Origin of the sequence: Winogradskyella eximia (genome assembly GCF_003386165.1) — a bacterium.
Classification (GTDB): Bacteria; Bacteroidota; Bacteroidia; order Flavobacteriales; family Flavobacteriaceae; genus Winogradskyella; species Winogradskyella eximia.
Map to the genome: position 1 here is coordinate 1144644 of NZ_QRDV01000001.1, position 21285 is coordinate 1165928.

At 32.6% G+C, this 21285-nt stretch carries 20 protein-coding genes; 7 read left to right on the forward strand and 13 right to left on the reverse strand.

The window, feature by feature from the left end; translation table 11 throughout:
* Positions 1–43: 43 nt before the first annotated feature.
* Positions 44–469 carry a DUF1573 domain-containing protein gene (locus DFQ10_RS04770; protein ID WP_115816216.1) on the reverse strand — a complete coding sequence of 142 codons (426 nt, stop codon included), beginning with the start codon at positions 467–469 and terminating at the stop codon, positions 44–46.
* A gap of 180 nt (positions 470–649) precedes the next feature.
* On the opposite strand from DFQ10_RS04770, the gene DFQ10_RS04775 reads away from it, so the two are divergent.
* The gene (locus tag DFQ10_RS04775) at positions 650–3280 is read left to right on the forward strand and encodes a valine--tRNA ligase (protein ID WP_115816217.1); all 2631 of its coding nucleotides are present in this window, start codon (positions 650–652) and stop codon (positions 3278–3280) included.
* Positions 3281–3338: 58 nt separating this feature from the next.
* Here the strand turns inward: DFQ10_RS04775 and rodA are convergent, their stop codons facing one another.
* From rodA to purH, 6 genes are all read right to left on the reverse strand, one after another.
* Positions 3339–4619, reverse strand: coding sequence for a rod shape-determining protein RodA (rodA, locus tag DFQ10_RS04780; protein ID WP_115816218.1), 1281 nt, complete (start codon positions 4617–4619; stop codon positions 3339–3341).
* A 6-nt stretch (positions 4620–4625) separates the two neighbouring features.
* Positions 4626–6578: a penicillin-binding protein 2 gene (mrdA, locus tag DFQ10_RS04785; RefSeq protein WP_115816219.1), complete on the reverse strand. Its 1953-nt coding sequence runs from the start codon at positions 6576–6578 to the stop codon at positions 4626–4628.
* On the reverse strand, positions 6575–7081 hold the full coding sequence (gene mreD / locus DFQ10_RS04790) for a rod shape-determining protein MreD (RefSeq protein ID WP_115816220.1): 507 nt from the start codon (positions 7079–7081) through the stop codon (positions 6575–6577). The genes mrdA and mreD overlap by 4 nt, the downstream gene beginning before the upstream one ends.
* On the reverse strand, positions 7074–7895 hold the full coding sequence (gene mreC, locus DFQ10_RS04795) for a rod shape-determining protein MreC (RefSeq protein ID WP_115816221.1): 822 nt from the start codon (positions 7893–7895) through the stop codon (positions 7074–7076). The genes mreD and mreC overlap by 8 nt, the downstream gene beginning before the upstream one ends.
* Positions 7896–7905: 10 nt before the next feature.
* A complete protein-coding gene (locus DFQ10_RS04800; protein ID WP_092444594.1) occupies positions 7906–8934 on the reverse strand; it encodes a rod shape-determining protein in 1029 nt (342 codons plus the stop codon).
* Positions 8935–9172: 238 nt separating this feature from the next.
* Positions 9173–10702, reverse strand: a complete 1530-nt coding sequence (purH, locus tag DFQ10_RS04805; RefSeq protein WP_181897577.1) for a bifunctional phosphoribosylaminoimidazolecarboxamide formyltransferase/IMP cyclohydrolase — start codon at positions 10700–10702, stop codon at positions 9173–9175.
* 144 nt (positions 10703–10846) lie between these two features.
* Between purH and DFQ10_RS04810 the strand changes: the two genes are divergently transcribed.
* On the forward strand, positions 10847–12100 hold the full coding sequence (locus DFQ10_RS04810) for an ABC transporter permease (RefSeq protein ID WP_115816222.1): 1254 nt from the start codon (positions 10847–10849) through the stop codon (positions 12098–12100).
* Positions 12101–12176: 76 nt separating this feature from the next.
* Here the strand turns inward: DFQ10_RS04810 and DFQ10_RS04815 are convergent, their stop codons facing one another.
* Positions 12177–12635, reverse strand: coding sequence for a GAF domain-containing protein (locus DFQ10_RS04815; RefSeq protein ID WP_115816223.1), 459 nt, complete (start codon positions 12633–12635; stop codon positions 12177–12179).
* Positions 12636–12727: 92 nt separating this feature from the next.
* Here DFQ10_RS04815 and xrtF point away from each other — a divergent pair, with 92 nt between their 5' ends.
* The 5 genes from xrtF (at position 12728) to DFQ10_RS04840 (ending at position 16886) form a co-directional block, all read left to right on the forward strand.
* Entirely contained in the window at positions 12728–13279 is a 552-nt protein-coding gene (gene xrtF, locus DFQ10_RS04820; protein WP_115816224.1) for an exosortase family protein XrtF, read from the forward strand.
* The gene (locus DFQ10_RS04825) at positions 13272–13700 is read left to right on the forward strand and encodes an exosortase F system-associated membrane protein (protein WP_115816225.1); all 429 of its coding nucleotides are present in this window, start codon (positions 13272–13274) and stop codon (positions 13698–13700) included. Before xrtF ends, DFQ10_RS04825 begins: the two co-directional genes overlap by 8 nt.
* 50 nt (positions 13701–13750) lie before the next feature.
* Positions 13751–14164, forward strand: a complete 414-nt coding sequence (locus tag DFQ10_RS04830; protein WP_115816226.1) for an HYC_CC_PP family protein — start codon at positions 13751–13753, stop codon at positions 14162–14164.
* A 73-nt stretch (positions 14165–14237) separates the two neighbouring features.
* Positions 14238–16475, forward strand: coding sequence for a TonB-dependent receptor (locus DFQ10_RS04835; protein WP_115816448.1), 2238 nt, complete (start codon positions 14238–14240; stop codon positions 16473–16475).
* Between the two features lie 51 nt (positions 16476–16526).
* Positions 16527–16886 (forward strand): heavy-metal-associated domain-containing protein, encoded by a 360-nt coding sequence (locus DFQ10_RS04840; protein WP_115816227.1) that lies wholly within the window; start codon positions 16527–16529, stop codon positions 16884–16886.
* A 116-nt stretch (positions 16887–17002) separates the two neighbouring features.
* Here the strand turns inward: DFQ10_RS04840 and DFQ10_RS04845 are convergent, their stop codons facing one another.
* The 5 genes from DFQ10_RS04845 to DFQ10_RS04865 all read right to left on the reverse strand — a co-directional run bounded on the left by DFQ10_RS04845 (position 17003) and on the right by DFQ10_RS04865 (position 21285).
* Positions 17003–17656 (reverse strand): DUF6090 family protein, encoded by a 654-nt coding sequence (locus DFQ10_RS04845; protein WP_115816228.1) that lies wholly within the window; start codon positions 17654–17656, stop codon positions 17003–17005.
* Positions 17657–17779: 123 nt separating this feature from the next.
* Entirely contained in the window at positions 17780–19408 is a 1629-nt protein-coding gene (gene groL / locus DFQ10_RS04850; RefSeq protein WP_115816449.1) for a chaperonin GroEL, read from the reverse strand.
* Positions 19409–19525: 117 nt separating this feature from the next.
* On the reverse strand, positions 19526–19801 hold the full coding sequence (locus tag DFQ10_RS04855; protein WP_115816229.1) for a co-chaperone GroES: 276 nt from the start codon (positions 19799–19801) through the stop codon (positions 19526–19528).
* 174 nt (positions 19802–19975) lie between these two features.
* Positions 19976–20323: a preprotein translocase subunit SecG gene (secG, locus tag DFQ10_RS04860; protein ID WP_115816230.1), complete on the reverse strand. Its 348-nt coding sequence runs from the start codon at positions 20321–20323 to the stop codon at positions 19976–19978.
* A 2-nt stretch (positions 20324–20325) separates the two neighbouring features.
* A complete protein-coding gene (locus DFQ10_RS04865) occupies positions 20326–21285 on the reverse strand; it encodes a hypothetical protein (RefSeq protein ID WP_115816231.1) in 960 nt (319 codons plus the stop codon).

A 21285-nucleotide genomic window follows, 5' to 3' on the forward strand; every position in this document is an offset into this window, starting at 1 on the left:
CCTCAAATTGAGAGCTCATTATTAATTGTTAAAATAAGATTGTTTATTGCTCAATCATACTTTTTTCTTTCTTTTCTAAAACACTTGTTTTATTAGTGTCTACTACTAAACCTTTAATTTTTAAGGCTACAGTTGGAGTTTCTGCATTAGAAAAAACCGTAATAGTTTTTCTAATTGGGTTAACTCTTTTAGTATCGTATTTCACTTCAATCACACCCGTTTCACCTGGCATAATTGGTCCTTTTGGTTTTTTTGGTACTGTGCAACCACAAGTAGATTTTACATTAGATATAACTAAAGGTGCATCTCCTGTGTTAGTAAATTCAAAAACTCTTACTCCATCAGCACCTTTTTCAATGGTACCGTAGTCTATCACATCTGTCTTAAATTCTATTTTTGCAACTTTTTCTTGAGCAAAAGAACCTAGACTCATTAATCCTACAAATAATACTGCTAATAAATTTTTCATCATTTTTATTTTGATTAGTCAAACTTAGTTACTTTTTCATTCCTAACAAAATTTATTAGACGTAATACGCTCCATTTAACAGAAGTTTTAGCTTTTGAACCCATATTAATACACTAATAATTTTTCGAAATAGGAATTATAAGTACTTTTGTCAGTTATATTACAAAAACAATACCAAACATGGATATCCCGTCAAAATATAATGCGTTATCAGTAGAGAATAAGTGGTACGACTACTGGATGGAACATAAATACTTTCACTCTACACCAGATGATAGAGAACCTTATACCATAGTAATTCCTCCACCAAATGTTACAGGAATTTTGCATATGGGTCATATGTTAAACAATACCATTCAAGATGTGTTAATTAGAAGAGCACGTTTATTGGGTAAAAATGCTTGTTGGGTTCCTGGTACAGATCATGCTTCTATTGCTACAGAAGCTAAGGTTGTTGCTAAGTTGAAGGCACAAGGAATTGATAAAAATGACCTAACGCGCGAAGAATTTTTAGAGCACGCTTGGGAATGGACAGAAGAATATGGAGGAGTTATCTTAGAGCAGCTTAAAAAACTAGGTTGTTCTTGTGACTGGGACAGAACTAAGTTCACCATGGACGATGATATGTCAGAGGCTGTAATTAAAGTATTTGTTGATTTATATAGCAAAGGTTTAATTTACAGAGGTTACCGCATGGTAAATTGGGATCCAGAAGCTAAAACAACCTTGTCTGATGAAGAAGTGATACATGTTGAAAAGCAAGGCTTACTTTATTATTTAGAATATAAAGTTGAAGGTAGCGATGAGAAATTAACCATTGCAACTACAAGACCAGAAACCATTTTTGGTGATACCGCTATTTGCATTAATCCTAATGACGAACGATTTACACATTTAAAAGGTAAGAAAGCGATTGTTCCTATTTGTGGACGCGTTATTCCTATTATAGAAGATGAATATGTAGATGTAGAGTTTGGTACAGGATGTTTAAAAGTTACGCCAGCTCACGATGAGAATGACAAGGTTTTAGGCGATAAGCATCAATTAGAAGTTATAGATATTTTTAATGAAGATGCTAGTTTAAATAGCTTCGGGATGCATTACGAAGGTCAAGATCGTTTTGTTGTAAGAAAAGCAATTACCAAAGAATTAGAAGAAGCAGGAATTTTAGTTAAAACTGAAAATCATATTAATAAAGTAGGAACTTCAGAACGAACTAAAGCTGTTATTGAACCAAGATTGAGTGATCAATGGTTTCTTAAAATGGAAGATTTAGCAAAACCTGCTATTGATGCCGTTTTAAAAACAGGTGATGTAAAACTGTTTCCGAAGAAATTTGAAAACACCTATCGTCACTGGATGGAGAATATTCGCGATTGGAATATCTCACGTCAGTTACTTTGGGGACAACAAATTCCAGCCTATTTCTATGGCGACGGAAAAGAAGATTTTGTAGTTGCAGAAACTATTGAAGCCGCTTTAAAATTAGCTCAAGAAAAGACTAACAATTCAGCTTTAAAAGTAGAAGACTTAAAGCAAGATACAGATGCACTAGACACTTGGTTTAGTTCATGGTTGTGGCCAATGAGTGTTTTTGATGGTATTAGAAACCCTGAAAATGAAGAAATCAAGTATTACTACCCAACCAATGATTTGGTAACTGGTCCAGATATTTTATTCTTTTGGGTAGCACGTATGATTGTTGCAGGTTACGAGTATAGAGACGAAAAACCTTTTGAAAATGTTTACTTAACAGGTTTAGTTAGAGATAAACAAAGACGAAAAATGTCTAAGTCTTTAGGGAACTCGCCAGATGCTTTAAAATTAATTGAAGATTATAGTGCAGATGGTGTACGTGTTGGTTTGTTATTAAGTTCAGCTGCCGGAAACGATTTAATGTTTGATGAAGCCCTTTGTCAACAGGGTAAAGGCTTGGGTAATAAAATATGGTCTGCTTTCTATTTAACTAATTTATGGGATGTTGAAGATATAGAACAACCACAATCTAGTAAAATAGCTTTAGAATGGTTTGAGTCTAAATTTCAGAAAGTACTTTTAGAAATAGAAGATCACTTTAGTAAATACAGATTGTCTGATGCAATAATGGCAATCTATAAGTTAATAAATGATGATTTTGCATCTTGGTTATTAGAAATTGTAAAACCAGCTTACCAACAGCCTATAGATTCAAAAACGTACAATGCTGTTATGGCAATTTTTGAAGATATTTTAAAAGTTGCTCATCCATTTATGCCATTTATCACAGAAGAAATCTGGCAAACTATAACTGAAAGAACACCAGAAGAAGCTTTAATTGTTTCTAAATGGCCAGAAGCAAAACCAATTAATGAAACTTTGATTTCAGAATTTGAATTTGCTTCAGAAGTAATTTCTGGAGTAAGAAATATAAGAAAACAAAAGAATATAGCCTTTAAAGATGCTATTGGATTTTCGGTAGTGAATAATGAAAATGTAAATACGACCTTTGATGCTGTTATTTCTAAATTAGGAAATTTAGAGAGTTTTGAATACGTAACAGAAGCTGTTGAAGGTGCTTTAACTTACAGAGTAAAATCTAACGAATACTTTATTCCTATGGAAGGAAGTATTGATATAGAAGCTGAAATTGAAAAGCTAACGGAAGAATTAAAATATACGGAAGGTTTTTTAAAATCTGTTCAAAAGAAATTATCGAACGAGCGTTTTGTTGCAGGTGCACCAGAACAAGTAGTTGCTTCTGAGAAAAAGAAAGAAGCGGATGCTTTAGCTAAGATTGAAACGATAAAAGCGAGTTTAGCTAGTTTGAAGTAATAGATTTCATTTTAGAATTTAAAATAAAAAAGACTGCTGATAGAGTGGTCTTTTTTATTTACCACTCATTAATCTTATTACTATCTAACTTCACAAAAATAAAGAGTAGAATGGTAAAGCCCCAAAGTCCGGAGCCACCATAACTAAAAAAGGGTAGTGGAATACCAACCGTTGGAATTAGTCCCATTACCATACCAATATTAATGGTGAAATGGACAAACAGAATAGCAGCCACACCATATCCATACACACGGCTAAATTGCGATTTTTGAGCTTCAGCAAGAAATAATATTCTTATAATAAGAAATACAAATGCTATAACTACAAAACTTGTTCCCATAAATCCCCATTCTTCACCTACGGTACTAAAAATGTAATCAGTATGCTGTTCTGGTACAAATTTACCAGTGGTTCTTGTGCCTTGTAAAAAGCCTTTTCCTGAGACACCTCCCGAGCTAATAGCTTGTTCAGATTGTATAAGATTGTATGCTTCCGCTTTTTTCATCCGTTCTAATTTGGCAGGATCTTTTTCTAAGCGTAACCAAAGGCTAATTCTATTTTGTTGGTGTGTTTTTAAACCATGTTCATAGAACAATTTTACGCCATAAGAAAAGCTCACAGAGACTAAAAGAACAATCATATATTGTAAGATTGAACCTCGTTTTTTCTTTCTAAAAAAATAAACACTAGCGATAGCTAATGCGGCAATAATTGCTGTAATTAGGATCCCAAATTTTAGTGCTAATACAGCAAGTACTATTAATGATAAGGCAATAATTAAATAGACTTGTTGTAATCCTTCACGATAAAAAACAAAGAAAAATGCCAAGTAGACGATGGTACTTCCGGCGTCATTTTGAAGCAGTATTAGTAAGGCTGGAATAAATATAATTGCAGCAACACGCAACTGATCTTTAATAGTTTGCATATTAGTCTGCAAATCACTAACGTATTTAGCAACGGCAAGTGCAGTGGCGAACTTAGCAAATTCACTAGGTTGAATGGTCATACTGCCAATGCCATACCAAGAGCGTGCACCATTAACTTCCTTTCCGAAAATAAATAAGCCTATGAGAGCCAGCATGGCGACTAGATAAATGATACTGGCAAACTGTTCATAAAACTTGGCCTCAAATGAAAGAATTAAAATTATAAGGACAATAGTTAAGCCAATAAACATTAAATGTTTTCCGTAAAGCTGAGATGTATCAAAATAATCAGTAACCTCTCCAACATGCGATGCAGATAAGATGTTAAGATACCCAAAGCCAACTAATAGCAAAAAGAGAATTATGGTAATCCAATCAAATTTAAAACGTCTTTGGTTTTCTCTAAGCATGAAAGGTTATAATTTTATTGCGCTAGTATTTTGGTTTTCGACAGGATGATTTTCTTCTGTTGCATAGTTGTCAATAACCTGTAGTGAAGTTTGTCCATTAATTTTAAAAGGCTCACCAGAATAAGGCTTTTTATATTCGTTTTCAAGACTATGAGTTAATATCCAATTTTCTAAATCGGTTCTAGTAATTTCACCATTAATATGTTTTTCAATCATAAGACTTGCCATTCTTCCTGCAAAACGACTTCCCCAATATCCATTTTCAACAAAAACTGCTATCGCAATTTTAGGATTGTCTTTGGGGGCAAAAGCAACAAAGATAGAATGATCCGTTAGTTGCGTTTTTACGCTATCAATTCTTACAAAGTTTTCTGCAGTACCCGTTTTTCCACAAATATCAATTCCAGGAACCCTTAAAGATTTAGCTGTACCTTCATTATATACATCAAACATACCTTGTACTACAGGCTCAAAATGGCGTTTATCTATGGTTGTATAATTAGGAGTTTTATATTTTTTTGGTATGGTATCTCCTTCTATGTTTTTAATAATATGTGGAGTGTAGTAATAACCACGATTTCCAATTGCAGCAGCCATATTGGCTAGCTGAATTGGTGTAGCTTCAACTTCACCTTGACCAATAGCATTAGATACAATATAGGTAGAGCCCCAACGATTATCTCCATAAGCTCTGTCGTAATAATCGCCATCTGGTATGCGTCCTGGTTGCCCTACAGATAAATCATTGTTTAAAAAATTACCTAAACCAAAACTTTTTGCATGATTAGCCCAAGTATTCATGCCAACTCCTGCGTCATCATATTTATCAATGATACGTCTATATACATTAACAAAGTATGCATTACAAGATTGTGCAATTCCTGCATTCATGTCAACTGGACTTCTATGATGGTGACAACCTGTTAATTTTCTGCTGCCATAATAATAGCCCATTCTACAAGTCACTTTATCGTCTGTTTCTACAACTCCTTCTTGTAATCCAATAAGTGCATTAATAACCTTAAATGGAGATCCTGGTGGATACTGTGCTTGTAAGCCTCTATCAAAAGTTGGCTTATTTACTTTGTCTAAGAATAATCTCGAAAAATTTTTGTTTCGTTCTCGTCCTACTAATAAGTTAGGGTTATAACTTGGTCCTGTAACCATTGCCAATATCTCTCCGCTACTTGGGTCAATGGCAACAATACCTCCACGTTTATGTTTCATTAGCAATTCACCATAAGCTTGCAAATCAGAATCAATGGTGATAGTGACATCTTTTCCTGGTTGAGGTAATGTATCTAGGGTACCTTCTTTAAAAGGACCAATGTTTTTGTTAAATCGGTCTTTTTGGATAAATTTTATCCCTTTTACTCCACGTAAGGTTTTTTCATACGTTTTTTCAATGCCTTGTTTTCCAATAAGATCACCTAAAGTATAATAAGCATCATTTTTAATAATGTTACGATTAACCTCTCCAAGGTCTCCAAGAACATTAGCTCCAATAGTGGTTTGATAAGAACGTAGCGAACGTTTTTGAATATAAAAACCTTCGAATTTTCGCATTTTTTCTTGTAAAACAGCATAATCTTTTTTTGATAGCTGAGGTACAAATGGGGAAGGGAGTCTTGGTGAATAATTTTTAGCTCTTGCTAATTTCGTGTAATACTCATCTTGAGTAATCTTCAATAATTGACAAAATTCATTTAACTCTAGCGAATCTAAAGGTGATACTTCTCTCGGAATTACCATTACATCATAAGAGGGTTGGTTGGCAACTAAAAGTTTTCCGTTTCTATCATAGACATAACCACGCTTAGGATAGTTAAATTCCTTTCGAATAGCTGTGTCTTCAAAAATATCATAGGCAGAATTATTGTAAACCTGAAGGTAAAATAAACGCGCAATAAAAACGAGACCTACAAGAATTACAGTAGTTAATAGTAATAATTTTCTCATTTTTTGTTTCGGCTAAATAGAATTATAATCAATACACTAAGAATGATAGTGAAAATACTAGAAAATAACGTTTTTTGTAAGATTAAAAGTATATTGGAAATGTTAAAAATTTCTAATGAAAATAAGATTAAGTGGTGAACAACTGTACCTAACGAAATATATGATATTAAACTGCCTATTTCTGTTGTGCTAAACTTTATACTTTGATGCTCATACAGCATTCCGAAAGAACTCTTTAAAAGTATGGGTCTAACATAAGCTAAACTTACTGCTGCTGCTGCATGCACTCCTCCGGAATCTGAAAATAAATCGATCATCATTCCTAACAAAAAACTAGCTAATAATAGGATAAGGCGTTCTTCTCTAATAGGAAATAGAAAAATAAAAATGATATAAATATAAGGGTTGATATAACCAAAGAAATTAATATGATTGCATATTAGAACTTGTACTAATAGTAATAGTACAAACCGAACTATATTTACAGCTAAAACACTATTCATTCGTACTGTTTTCTAAATTATAAATTTCGTTTCGTTCTAAATTTTCTATGATGTAGACTTTTCCAACATTGGTCATGTCGTTAAATAATTTCACTTCAATGTTATAAGTATCTCCACCAATATCGGTTTCAAAACTAGCAATGGTACCAATACCAATTCCTTTTGGGAAAATTGAGGATTCGCCACCAGTTTCAATAGTATCTCCTATTTTTACAGGAGCAAATTGAGAGACATCCTCAAGTTGTACAAACATAGGAGAGTCTCCATTCCATTTTAAAGAACCTATGTGATTTGTAGATTTAATTTTGGCATTAATTCTACTTTTTTTGTTTAAGATAGAAAGTACTCTAGAATATTTATTAGATGTATTATCAATGATTCCTATTATTCCATTAGAAGTCATTACACCCAAATCCCTTTTAATACTGTCTTTTTTACCTTTATTTAAAGTAAGATAGTTGTTAGTTGCAGCGTAACTGTTTTTGTATACATCTGCTGTAGTTACTCGATATTTTGATTTAGCATAAGAACTATCAATAAACGTTGAGTCGATTGTTGTTTTGAAATTTAATAATTGTTCTCTTAAGAGTTTATTTTCTTCAGCTAGTATGTCGTTTTCTGTTTTTAAATTGAAATATTGATCAACAGAATTCATCGCGCCATATAATCCGCCTGTTAAACCATTGGCTGAATTTATAAATTTACTCCTATGATAAGAATGCGATTGAATTGTTAGAGTTAAAGCAATACTAAAAAGCAATATAAACAACAGAAAGGTTTTGTTTCTAATAACAAAATTGAAAATTTGTTGCATTATTTACTTCTTATTTAATCAATACGCTTTTGTATTTAGGTAAGTTTTTAAGCACAATACCAGTACCTCTTACTACAGCTCTTAAAGGGTCTTCTGCGATATAAACAGGTAAATCAGTTTTTTGAGATAGACGTTTATCTAATCCTCTTAACATAGATCCACCACCTGCTAAATAAATACCAGTGTTATAAATATCTGCTGCTAATTCTGGTGGAGTTTGAGATAATGTTTCCATTACAGAATCTTCAATACGTAAAATAGATTTATCTAAGGCTTTTGCAATTTCGCGAAATGAAATTTGAACTTGTTTTGGCTTTCCTGTTAACAAATCACGACCTTGAACACTCATGTCTTCTGGAGGTAATTCTAAATCTTCAGTAGCTGCACCAATCTGAATTTTAATTTTTTCAGCTGTTCTATCTCCAACATATAAATTATGTTGCGTTCTCATGTAATAAATGATGTCGTTTGTAAATACGTCACCTGCAACTTTTACAGATTTGTCACAAACAATACCACCAAGAGCAATTACGGCGATTTCGGTGGTTCCACCACCTATATCAACAATCATATTTCCTTTTGGTTGCATAATATCTACACCAATACCAATTGCTGCTGCCATTGGTTCGTGTATTAAGTAAACTTCCTTTCCATTAACACGCTCACATGATTCTTTTACCGCCCGCATTTCTACTTCGGTAATTCCAGAAGGAATACATACTACCATTCGTAATGCAGGATTGAAAAATTTCTTCTTCAATGCAGGAATGTTTTTAATAAACATACTAATCATTTGCTCCGAAGCATCAAAATCTGCAATTACACCATCTTTCAATGGACGAATTGTTTTAATGTTTTCGTGAGTTTTTCCTTGCATCATGTTGGCTTCTTTACCAACGGCTATAATTTTTCCGCTAATGCGGTCTCTTGCTACTATCGAAGGATTATCAACAACAACTTTGTCGTTGTGAATGATCAGTGTATTTGCGGTTCCTAAATCTATGGCTATTTCTTCCGTTAAGAAATCAAAAAATCCCATGTGCTGTTATAAATTATTTGGGTTATTCTCGTCTACTAATTAAGACTATCTGTAAATGTAGTAAATAATACGATATTTATACGATATTAGACGTTTATTGATAGATTTTTTTTATTTTTTATTTCGCTTTTATAAAAGACGTCTTCAACTCGAGGAATTTAAAGAAAATTAGAGCCTAGAAATAAGATAGTTATGCGTCTTAGTTCTAGGCTCAATATACTTACTGTATTAATAATTTTTAGTGCTTAAAATGACGTGTGCCTGTAAAAACCATAGCAACATTATTTTCGTTACAATAGTTAATACTCAATTCATCTTTTATAGAACCACCTGGTTGAATCACTGCAGTAATACCCGCGTTATCCGCAATTTCTACGCAATCTGGGAATGGAAAAAAGGCATCACTCGCCATAACCGCTCCGTTTAAATCGAAATTAAAGGATTGTGCTTTGTGTATTGCTTGGTTTAATGCATCAACTCTACTCGTTTGTCCGGTTCCGCTAGCACACAATTGTCCGTTTTTTACAAGAACAATAGTGTTAGATTTTGTATGCTTACAAATTTTTGAGGCAAATATTAAATCGTCTAATTCAGTTGAAGTTGCAGTCTTTTTTGTAACTGACTTTAAACCTTCAAGAGAGTCTGTTATATTGTTTCTGTCCTGAACTAAAACACCATTTAAACAACTTCTTACATTGGTTTGTGGCATCTCTATATCTTTTAAAATTAAAAGGATTCTATTCTTCTTACCTTTTAAAATTTCTAAAGCTTCATCAGAAAAAGATGGTGCAATGACTACTTCGCAGAATAATTTGTGAATTTCTTCAGCAGTAGCAACATCAATTTCAGTATTACTAATTAAAACACCTCCAAAAGCAGAAACTGGGTCTCCGGCTAAAGCATCTACGTAAGCTTGGTGTAGAGTGTCGCGCTGAGCTAAGCCACAAGCATTATTGTGTTTTAATACTGCAAACGTTGGTGCGTCATTTTTAAATTCAAGCATTAAATTTACAGCTGCATCTACATCCAAAAGGTTATTGTAGCTTAATTCTTTACCGTGAAGTTTTGTGAAAATTTCATCAAAATCACCAAAAAAGAATCCTTTTTGATGTGGGTTTTCTCCATAACGCAATACTTTACCTTTGTTTTCTGAAATTTTTAAAGACGGAATTTCATGATTTTTGTTGAAGTAATTAAAAATTGCAGAATCATAATGAGAAGATACATTAAATGCTTTTGCAGCAAATTGTTTTCTATCTTCTTCAGAGGTCTCACCATTTTTAGTTTCTAATAACTCTAAAAATTCAGCATAATCGTCAACTGAAGAAACGCAAGTGACGTCAGCATAATTTTTTGCAGCTGCTCTAATTAACGAAATACCTCCAATATCAATTTTTTCAATAATATCTTGATTACTGGCTCCAGAAGCTACTGTTTTTTCAAAAGGATATAAATCTACAATGACTACGTCGATTTGTGGAATATCAAATTCTTTTAATTCTGCAACATCACCATCGTGATTTTGGCGATTTAAAATACCTCCAAATACTTTAGGGTGAAGAGTTTTAACGCGACCTCCAAGTATTGAAGGATAAGATGTTACATCTTCTACAGGTACTACATCGATACCTAAATCTTTGATGAATTTTTCAGTGCCTCCAGTAGAATAGATCGTTACGTTGAGGTCGTTTAATTTTTTTACAATTGGTGCTAATCCATCTTTACTAAATACAGAAATTAGTGCTGATGAAATGGTTTTGTTATTCATAATGTTGTGTTGTGTTTTAGATGCGGCAAAAATACGTATATTCAAAAAGAAAAGCTTGGTGCTAAATACAGTTTCTTTAAGTTTTTTGTAACAATAAATTGTTGAAAACGTCCTATCTTTAAAATGTTATAAAACAATCTTTGCATGCTGGTCTATTTACGCTTATTAAAAGAGAGTTTTTCGTTTGCACTTAACGCACTTCGAAACAATAAACTCAGAACATTCTTATCCCTTTTAGGTGTAACGGTTGGTATCTTCTCCATCATTGCTGTACTTGCAGCTGTGGATTCTTTAGATAAAACGATAACCTCTCAATTAAGTTCTTTAGATAGTAATACGATGTATGTGGCAAATATGTCTTTTGGACCAACAGATGTGCCACGTTGGCAAAGAGAAACTTTTGATGAAGTATCTTATAATGAATATAAAAGTATAAAGTCTTCTGTGTCTGAAGCAGAACATGTGGCATTACAACTATTTGTAAAGCGAGAAAATATTAGATACGAATCTGAATTGGTAAGCAGTGTTAATACTGTTGTGGTGTCTCATGAGTTTATAGATATTCAGGTTATGGAATTCGAAAAAGGTCGTTTTTATAACGAATCTGAATCTAATTCTGGTAAGGCGGTTGTTGTCATTGGTTCTGAAATCGCTAAATCCTTATTTGGAGAACTTGAACCTATTGGGAAAAAAGTGAGACTTTATGGTCAGAAATTTACTGTAATCGGAGTTGTTAAAAAAGAAGGTTCTGGTTTGTTTGGAGATAGTAATGATGTTTCCATATTTCTGCCAGCTAATTATGTTAGAAATAGATATGGAGATAATAATCCATATATGAAGTATATTGTTATTGTTAAACCTAAAAAAGATGCAGACATTGAAGGGTTGAAGGCTGAAGTTGTCCAAGTAATGCGAAACAAAAGAGGTTTAAAGCCAGATGAAATGGATACGTTTTTTATTAGTGTTATTTCAGGACTTCAAGATCTTATAGACACAATTATTGGAAGTCTTAATATAATAGGATGGGTTATTAGTGGATTTTCTCTTCTAGTTGGAGGTTTTGGAATCGCAAATATTATGTTTGTGAGCGTTAAAGAACGTACTAATCTTATAGGTATTCAAAAATCATTAGGAGCGAAGAATAAATTTATACTCTTTCAGTTTTTGTTTGAAGCTGTAATTTTAGCTGTAGTTGGTGGAGTTGTTGGATTGTTTTTGGTCTGGATAGGCACTATAATAGGAAACAGTTTTACAGAAGATTTTGAATTTGTATTGTCACCATATAATATGGCTCTTGGATTCTTCATTTCTTCTATAATTGGTTTAATCTCTGGGGTAGTGCCAGCATTGAGAGCTTCACGCTTAGATCCTGTAGAAGCTATTCGTACAGGGATGTAACTTAGGTTTTTAATTTGAAGCTTAACATAATACCAATCTTTTTACTTCTTCTTTTAAATGTTTAGTTCTTTAAACCTTACTTAATTAAAGAGGCTACTTCCTTGCAAACAAATTCTAGAAAACGTTCATCTGATTCGGTAAATGGATCTGGTGTATTAGAATCAATATCTATTTGACCAATGTTTTCACCATTCACAAAAATAGGAATCACAATTTCTGCTTTGACGGTAATACTACAAGCAATGTAATTATCTTGAGCAGATACATCTGGTACTACAAAATTCTGATTACTAATTGCAACTTGTCCACAAATACCTTTACCAAAGGGAATAATAATATGATCGGTAGGCTCACCAACGTAAGGTCCTAATTTTAATTCGTCTTTATCTCCGTTTTTAAAATAAAATCCAACCCAATTATAATAGCTTATTTGCGCTTCAAGAGTTTCGCAAATTTTTAATAAACGGTCGTCAACACTAAGGTTATCTTGTGCAATAATCGATTTAATTCTAGGTTTAAGGTCTTGTAAAATCATTTGAGTAAAAAACTTTTGGTAAAAGTATCTAAAATGCGCAATTTTCAGTTAGTGTTTTTATAAATTTAACATCGTACAATTATAATTATTATTTGAAAGCACTTTTATTAAAATACAAACCCGTTATTCGTTTTATAGTCACGTTTTTGGCTGTATATGGAATTTTAACCATAGGTTATAATGTGTATTTAAATATGTCTGATGGTACGGAATACTATCCAGATTATTTAACGCATTTAGTAGCAGAGCAAACCAATGCATTATTAAATGGGTTAGAATATCAAACACATGTTATTCCGCATGAAAATGAACCTTCTATGAAGATAATTATGAATGGGAAATACGTGGCTCGTGTTATTGAAGGTTGTAATGCCATTAGTGTTATTATTTTATTTCTGTCCTTTATAGTTGCCTTTGCCGGAAAGTTTAAAACCACTTTACTTTATGGTTTGGCAGGTAGTATAATTATTTATGCGTTTAATTTAATCCGAATTGTTATTTTATCTATTGGACTTTATCATTACCCATGGAGGAGAGAGGTTTTACATACGGTTATCTTTCCGATGTTAATATACGGAACCGTATTTTTGCTTTGGATGGTTTGGGTGAATCGTTTTTCTAAACAAATAAAAGCAAATGAATAAAGTTGTGTCATTTTTATTGATTGTAATTTTAGTGTTGTTTTTAATCTTAATTAGAGCTTTTGAAAACGATTTGTTTTACGATCCGTATTTAACTTTTTTTAAAAATGATTATTTGTACATAGATAGTCCTAGAAGAGAAATAGCAAAGCTCGTTTTGTTTACAACGATAAGATTTGCCTTAAATACATTAATTTCTTTAGGTATTTTATATCTCAGTTTTAAGGATAAGGGTATCATTAAATTTTCTTCATTAATCTATGCTGTTGCCTATTTGTTATTGCTGATTCCGTTTTTGTATTTTGTAATTAACCCAAATCAAGAAGACTATTATTTATTTTTTAATGTAAGACGCTTTTTAATTCAGCCAATTGGCTTAATATTATTGCTGCCAGCGTTTTATTATTATAAACTGAATCGTTAATTGTATTGTAATTCTAAACTATCAATTCAATAATTTCGTAACTTTGCATCGTGAAATTTTCATATACACATAAAACCATTTCAATTGCACTATCATTCTTAGTGTTGTTTTCTACGTTGTCATTAACAATAGAAAAGCATTTTTGTGGAGATGTATTAATTGATGTGGCTATTTTTTCTGAAAGTGAAAAATGTGGCATGGAAATGTCTAAAATAACAGATGTTGAAACTGTAAAAAAAGACTGCTGTAAAGACGAAGTTGATGTTATAGAAGGACTTTCTGAAGTAACTGTTAATTCGTATGAAGATTTAGACACTACACTTAAGCATGTTTTATTCGCTTATAGTTATTCTTACGTTAATCTTTTTGAAGATCTACCAAACATAACAATTCCGCATAACGGATATTTTCCACCCATGCTCATCAAAGACATACAGCGCTTAGATGAAACTTACCTTATTTGATTTATTATAACTTTTTTTGAATATCAAAATGTGCAATCCATGCACTATTAAGTTATACCTACAAATCAAACAAATGAAAAAATTTTTAGTAATAAATTTTATGCTCTTGTCGCTAACATTATTAGCTCAAGATCAGATAAAAGGTATTGTTTTAGAAACAAGCAGTACTAAAGAAATGCCGTTGGCTGGTGCAAATGTCTATTGGTTAGGCTCTTCTATTGGAGCAATTACGGCAGAAGACGGTACTTTTACCTTACCGTATAAGTTCTCATATAACCAATTAGTAATTAGTTATGTGGGCTTTAAAACAGATACCATAACGGTAAAAGAAAATAGATACATTAAGCATGTCTTACAGGCTAGTGATGAGCTAGATGCCGTCAACATTGAGTCTCGTAAACAGGCAACAAGAAAGTCTTACTTGCAGGCTACAAATACATTTACAGTAACTAGTGATGAGTTGCTAAAAGCAGCTTGCTGTAATTTGGCAGAAAGCTTTGAAACCAATCCGTCAATTGATGTGAATTTTGCAGATGCCGTTTCTGGTACAAAGCAAATTAAAATGTTAGGTTTAAATTCGCCTTATATTTTAATTGCTACAGAAAATATTCCAACAATTAGAGGCGCATCTCAAGCCTATGGTCTAAGTTTTATTCCTGGTACTTGGGTAGAAAGCATTCAGATAACTAAAGGAACCGGTAGTGTTGTTAATGGTTTTGAGAGTATTGCAGGTCAAATAAATGCAGAGCTTGTAAAACCCGCAACGGATGATAAGTTGTTTGTTAATCTTTACGGAGCCTCTAACCAACGTTTAGAATTAAACACACATTTTAATACTAAAGTATCAGACAAGTGGAGTACAGGTTTGTACGTGCATGGTAATACTCATCAAGAAAAACATGATGTTAATGACGATGGTTTTTTAGATATGCCACTTTATAATCAAATTAATGTGATGAACCGTTGGCAATATTCTAATCTTGAAAAAGGCTTAGTGAGTTTTATCAATTTAAGATATTTAAATGATGAAAAACAAAGTGGTCAAGTAGATTTTAATCCTGATACAGATAAAGGAACTACCAATTTTTGGGGAAGTGAAATTAATACAGAACGTTTTGAGGTTTCAACGAAATTAGGTTATGTTAATCCTGAAATTCCATATCAAAGTCTAGGTTTGCAAACCGCATTTAGTCACCATAAACAAGATTCTTATTTTGGGTTAAATCTTTATGATATTGAGCATAATAGTTTTTATTCTAACTTGGTTTATAACACTATTATTTCAGATTCTCGTCATAAAGTAAAAACAGGCTTAAGTTTTACCTATGACCACTATGATGAATTGGTAAATACAGATGTGTATGAACGTACTGAAAATTCAGTTGGCGGATTTTTTGAATATGCTTATGATAATTTAGATAAGTTAATAATGACAGCAGGAGTACGTGTTGACCAGCATAATAGATTAGGGTTTTTTGTAACACCTCGTTTTCATTTGCGTTATACACCTTGGGAGAAATCTGCTTTTAGAGCTTCCTTTGGAAGGGGAAAACGAAGTGCTAATATATTTGCTGAAAATCAGAATATTTTCGCAAGTTCAAGGCAAATTAATGTTTTAAATTCTGGTGGAAATATTTACGGTTTAGATCCAGAAATTGCATGGAACTATGGCATTAGCTATTTACAAGGCTTCAACTTATTTGACAGAAAAGCAGATGTTACATTTGACTTTTATCGTACCGATTTTCAGAATCAAGTGGTTGTAGATTGGGAAAACCCTTATGAAGTTAATTTTTATAATTTAGAAGGAGATAGCTATGCTAATAGTTTTCAGTTCGAATTTAATTATAATGCTTTTGAACATTTTGATTTACGTATGGCTTATAAATATTACGATATTAAAACGGATTACCTGTCTGGTAAATTAGAAAAGCCATTAGTGCCAAAACATCGCTTGTTTGCTAACGCGTCTTACGAAACAAAAATTAAGGAAAATGGGTCTCAATGGAAGTTTGATGCTACTTACAATTGGTTAAGTGCACAACGTTTTCCAAGTACGGAATTAAGTCCGACACAGTTTCAATTAGATGATGAAACTCCAACGGTTGGAACCTTAAATTTACAAGTTACTAAAGTATTTTCTCCAAAATTTGAAGTATATTTAGGTGGAGAAAATGTTACAAATGTGAGGCAAGACAACCCTGTTGTTAGTGCAGACAATCCATTTGGCTCAAATTTTGATAGTAACTTTGTGTATGGTTCAATATACGGAAGTATGTATTATGCAGGCTTACGATTCAAAATAAAATAACATAGATTTCTACGAAAGCAGGAATCTCTTAAATACTTAAAACAAAACAAGATGAAAAAAATAATATTAATATTTACAGTATTAATTACTACAGTAACATTTGCTCAAAACAAAAACGCAAAAGCAAACATAGAGGTTGATGGAGTTTGTGGAATGTGTAAAGAGCGTATAGAAAAGGCAGCTATTAGAACAAAAGGTGTGAAATCTGCCGTTTGGAATGTAGATACACACGAGTTGAAATTAATTTTTGATGAGCGAAAAACAGATGTAAAAACTATTTCTAAAAATATAGCAGCTGTTGGTCATGATACTAAAGAGATTAAAGCTACTGATGAACAGTATCATTCTGTCCATGCGTGCTGCTTGTATCGCGATGAAGATGTTAAGAAAGACCATGAGAAAAAAGAATAGGATTAAAATAATTAAAAAGCCTGAATTTATATTCAGGCTTTTTTATGTGTTTTTATTAAATAGAAGTATTAATAATTAGGCAAATAATTGGATAGCGATTAATGTGTATTAGAATTTTAATTTAAAGCCGCATCAATTTCTGCAATAAGAACGTCACAACTCTTAATTCCTAGTTTTGTGGCAGCCTTCTTGTCATCATAAGTTGTTAATAAAGCTCTTACAATATTTTTGAGTTTAATTTCATCTAGAAACGGTCCTTTACCTTGAGGTATCTGGTCGTAATCAGCGTGGTTTACCAAATAATTGCCTAAATAATCTTTTATCAAGCTCGTATGTCTAACGTAATCATCGGACAATTCATCATAATTAGCATAATGTTGTTGAATTGCTGTTTTGAGTTCAAAATCGTCAATCAATTTTAAGTCTCCTGAATTTATTAAGGTTTTATACGTAATGTTTTTAGGACTGAAGTTTACATATTTCACTATTGCAAAAATGTTATTCATCAATCGCATATCCTGATCTTTTTCAGAATTCAACACAGGAATAATCTCTGAGCAAATAATTTGTTTTTTATTTATCGCTTCAATATTTTTTTCAAGCTGAAGTTTGTCAGCTTCAACGTCGCTTTTAAGATTAGTGAGATATTGTTTTTTTAGCTTTTTGTCTTTTATGTTGTCTGCGCACTTGTTCATGCTAAAAGCAATTGTTATACCTAAAATAACTATAATTATTTCTCTTAAAGTGTATTTCCAAGTTGCTTTAGCCATAAGTTTGTTTTATTAGATTTCTAAAGCTAATAAAAATATTCAAAACAAAAGCCTCTGATTTTCATCAAAGGCTTTTAAATTTTAAAAATGACCGAAGTCGATTAATTTATTATGACATTACTATTACATCATACCTGGCATTCCGCCTCCACCCATTGGCATAGCAGGTGCATCTTCTTTAATGTCAACTAAAGCACATTCCGTAGTTAAGATCATACCAGCAACTGAAGCAGCATTTTCTAAAGCAATACGTGTTACTTTCTTAGGGTCAATGATACCAGCTTTAAGCATATCTACGTAAGTTTCTGTTTTAGCATCGTACCCAAAATCTTTCTTACCTTCTAATACTTTATTGATAACAACAGAACCTTCACCACCTGCATTCTCTACAATGGTACGTAGAGGAGCTTCAATAGCTTTGTTTACAATCTGTACACCTGTAGTTTCGTCTAAGTTGTCCGTAGTTATTTTTTCGAGTACTTTTTTAGCTCTTACTAAAGCAACTCCACCACCAGCAACGATACCTTCTTCTACAGCAGCTCTCGTTGCATGTAAAGCATCATCAACACGATCTTTCTTTTCCTTCATTTCTACTTCAGATGCAGCACCAACATAAAGTACAGCAACACCTCCAGCTAACTTAGCTAAACGCTCTTGAAGTTTTTCTTTATCGTAATCAGAAGTCGTTGTTTCTATCTGAGCTTTAATTTGGTTTACTCTAGCTTTAATATCAGCAGCTTTACCTTCGCCATTAACAATTGTTGTATTGTCTTTGTCAATAGTTACTGTTTCAGCAGTACCGAGCATAGAAAGATCTGCGTTTTCTAAAGAGAAACCTCTTTCTTCAGAGATCACAACACCACCTGTAAGGATAGCGATATCTTCTAACATAGCTTTACGTCTGTCTCCAAAACCAGGTGCTTTTACGGCAGCAATTTTTAATCCACCACGTAATTTATTAACTACTAATGTAGCTAAAGCTTGCCCTTCAACATCTTCTGCAATGATTAATAATGGACGACCAGATTGTGCAACTGGTTCTAATATTGGAAGAATTTCTTGTAAGTTAGAAATCTTCTTATCAAATAATAAGATGTAAGGGTTTTCTAAATCAGCAATCATTTTGTCTGAATCCGTAACGAAGTAAGGAGATAAATAACCTCTATCAAACTGCATTCCTTCTACAACATCAACGTATGTTTCCATACCTTTTGCTTCTTCAACAGTAATAACACCTTCTTTACCAACTTTTCCGAATGCTTTAGCGATTAAATCACCAATAGTGTCATCATTGTTAGCAGAAATAGCAGCTACTTGTTTAATCTTATCAGAAGAACTTCCTACTTTTTGAGATTGTTTGTCTAAATCTTTAACGATTGCTTCTACAGCTTTGTCAATACCACGTTTTAAATCCATTGGGTTTGCACCTGCAGCAACGTTTTTAAGACCTTCTTTTACGATAGCTTGTGCCAATACGGTAGCGGTAGTTGTACCATCACCAGCTAAATCATTAGTTTTAGAAGCTACTTCTTTTACCATTTGTGCTCCCATGTTCTCTAGTTCGTCCTCTAGCTCAATTTCTTTTGCTACAGAAACCCCATCTTTAGTAACTTGAGGTGCGCCAAATGATTTACCTATAATTACATTACGACCTTTTGGGCCTAATGTTACTTTTACTGCGTTTGCTAAAGCATCAACACCACGTTTTAATCCGTCGCGTGCTTCAATATCAAATTTAATATGTTTTGCCATTTTGTTTATTTTTTTACTTTTAGAAATTAACACTAGGCTTTTCGCTAAAAGATTTAATTTTTAATTGATTTTTATTTAGAGTGCACTAAAGGCTAACGGCCAATAGTAAAATGCAATTTAGATTATAGCTAAGATGTCGCTTTCACGCATCATTAAATAATCTTTACCTTCAAGTTTAAGTTCAGTTCCACCATACTTTCCATAAAGTACAGTATCTCCAACTTTTACAGTTAAAGGTTCATCTTTTGTACCGTTACCGATAGCTACAACAGTACCTTCTTGTGGTTTTTCTTTTGCATTATCTGGAATAATAATTCCTGAAGCTGTTTTAGTTTCAGCTTTCTTTGGTTCTACAAGAACACGGTCTGCTAATGGTTTAATGTTTAAGCCCATTTGTTATATGTTTTTTAAATTATTTAATTATTAATTTACGCTTTAGCGTAGTTCGAAAATTATGCCAATTCAGAAAGTCTGACAAAGTTTCAGATGTGTCAATCTAAATTGTTGTAAAATAAAAAAGCCAACTTAAAAAGTTGGCTTAATATTATATGTGAAGATAACAATATGTTATTCTGTCGCTGTACCGTTTGTTGTTGCTGCATCATTCGTTGTTGCAGGAGCTGTAATAGGCATTTCAGTTGGTTCGTCTGTGTCTAAAGCTTTAGACTCTGCACTACCGCCAGAACCAATAGTTAAATTAGATGCTAAGATTAAAACGATTAACGCTGTAGCTAAAAACCAAGTACTCTTATCTAAAAAGTCTCCTGTTTTTTGAACTCCACCCATTTGCTGAGTGCCTCCACCTCCAAAAGATGATGATAAACCTCCTCCTTTAGGGTTCTGTACCATAATTACTACGACTAGTAAAAAGGCAACGATTACGATTAGTACTAAAAATATTGTAAATGCACTCATTATTATATTGTATTATTATCCTTTAATTCTTTTACCAATTTTATTTGGTGTGCAAAGAAACTACTTTTTTCTGGATATTTCAAACTTAAAATTTTGTAAGATTGAATTGCTTTATCATAGTTTTTTTGTTCTAAATAAATCCGAGCCAAAGTTTCTGTCATTAAACTGTCTGAAATAGCGTCGTCATTATTAACCAACTTAGGTTTTGGAGCATTGTTAGAAACAGGTTTAATCTTCGGGTTATTGCTAATAAATTTATCTATAATGGCAAGTTTATCTTGCAGTGGAGTAGTAGTTTCTACTTCTATAGCCTCATTTTTAGATGTTGTTTCTTCTTTTTGTTCTATTTCAACATTATCATCATCACGATTAATGGGTTTAAAACTCGTGATTTTTAACCACTCTGTAAATGAATGATTTTCAGATTTGTCAAACTCTAAAGGTTTGCCTATGTTAAGTTGTTTTTCTGCTGTTATATTTTTTACATCTACAGCTATTATGGAATCTTCAATTTTAGGAGCTTCTTGCTCTAATTTTGGTTCAGGTATTGGTTTTGCTTCAAATAAGCCTGGGTCTAAAACTCCTTCGGTGGCTTTAATTTGTTCTTTTAAAGCATCATCAATGGTTACACTTTTGTTTACGGAAATATCGTCTACAGCATTAACTTCTATAGATTTAATATCCTCAATGTTTTGTTTTATGCGCTCTGATATTTCATTCTGATTAAAGACATCTGAAGTAATATAATCGAATAAAACACTACGGTTTGAAGTGTAGGCAGCAGTAATTTTTAAAGCGTTATTGTATTTGTAGCTTTCCTTTTGCTTTAGTCCTTTAAGATAAAGTGCTCTTAACGATTGAAAATATGGATATTGATTTATGGCTGCAGAAAGCGCTTCGGTTTGAGAGGCTGTTATGGCTTCTGGATGTTGTAATAAATATGTGAGTTGCTTAAGCTGCAT

Excerpts from the sequence above, each read along its gene's own strand:
- DFQ10_RS04770 (WP_115816216.1), bottom strand. The coding sequence starts at position 469 with ATGAAAAATTTATTAGCAGTATTATTTGTAGGATTAATGAGTCTAGGT.
- DFQ10_RS04775 (WP_115816217.1), top strand. The coding sequence starts at position 650 with ATGGATATCCCGTCAAAATATAATGCGTTATCAGTAGAGAATAAGTGG.
- rodA (WP_115816218.1), bottom strand. The coding sequence starts at position 4,619 with ATGCTTAGAGAAAACCAAAGACGTTTTAAATTTGATTGGATTACCATA.
- mrdA (WP_115816219.1), bottom strand. The coding sequence starts at position 6,578 with ATGAGAAAATTATTACTATTAACTACTGTAATTCTTGTAGGTCTCGTT.
- mreD (WP_115816220.1), bottom strand. The coding sequence starts at position 7,081 with ATGAATAGTGTTTTAGCTGTAAATATAGTTCGGTTTGTACTATTACTA.
- mreC (WP_115816221.1), bottom strand. The coding sequence starts at position 7,895 with ATGCAACAAATTTTCAATTTTGTTATTAGAAACAAAACCTTTCTGTTG.
- DFQ10_RS04800 (WP_092444594.1), bottom strand. The coding sequence starts at position 8,934 with ATGGGATTTTTTGATTTCTTAACGGAAGAAATAGCCATAGATTTAGGA.
- purH (WP_181897577.1), bottom strand. The coding sequence starts at position 10,702 with ATGAATAACAAAACCATTTCATCAGCACTAATTTCTGTATTTAGTAAA.
- DFQ10_RS04810 (WP_115816222.1), top strand. The coding sequence starts at position 10,847 with ATGCTGGTCTATTTACGCTTATTAAAAGAGAGTTTTTCGTTTGCACTT.
- DFQ10_RS04815 (WP_115816223.1), bottom strand. The coding sequence starts at position 12,635 with ATGATTTTACAAGACCTTAAACCTAGAATTAAATCGATTATTGCACAA.
- DFQ10_RS04825 (WP_115816225.1), top strand. The coding sequence starts at position 13,272 with ATGAATAAAGTTGTGTCATTTTTATTGATTGTAATTTTAGTGTTGTTT.
- DFQ10_RS04835 (WP_115816448.1), top strand. The coding sequence starts at position 14,238 with ATGAAAAAATTTTTAGTAATAAATTTTATGCTCTTGTCGCTAACATTA.
- DFQ10_RS04840 (WP_115816227.1), top strand. The coding sequence starts at position 16,527 with ATGAAAAAAATAATATTAATATTTACAGTATTAATTACTACAGTAACA.
- DFQ10_RS04845 (WP_115816228.1), bottom strand. The coding sequence starts at position 17,656 with ATGGCTAAAGCAACTTGGAAATACACTTTAAGAGAAATAATTATAGTT.
- groL (WP_115816449.1), bottom strand. The coding sequence starts at position 19,408 with ATGGCAAAACATATTAAATTTGATATTGAAGCACGCGACGGATTAAAA.
- DFQ10_RS04855 (WP_115816229.1), bottom strand. The coding sequence starts at position 19,801 with ATGGGCTTAAACATTAAACCATTAGCAGACCGTGTTCTTGTAGAACCA.
- secG (WP_115816230.1), bottom strand. The coding sequence starts at position 20,323 with ATGAGTGCATTTACAATATTTTTAGTACTAATCGTAATCGTTGCCTTT.
- DFQ10_RS04865 (WP_115816231.1), bottom strand. The coding sequence starts at position 21,285 with ATGCAGCTTAAGCAACTCACATATTTATTACAACATCCAGAAGCCATA.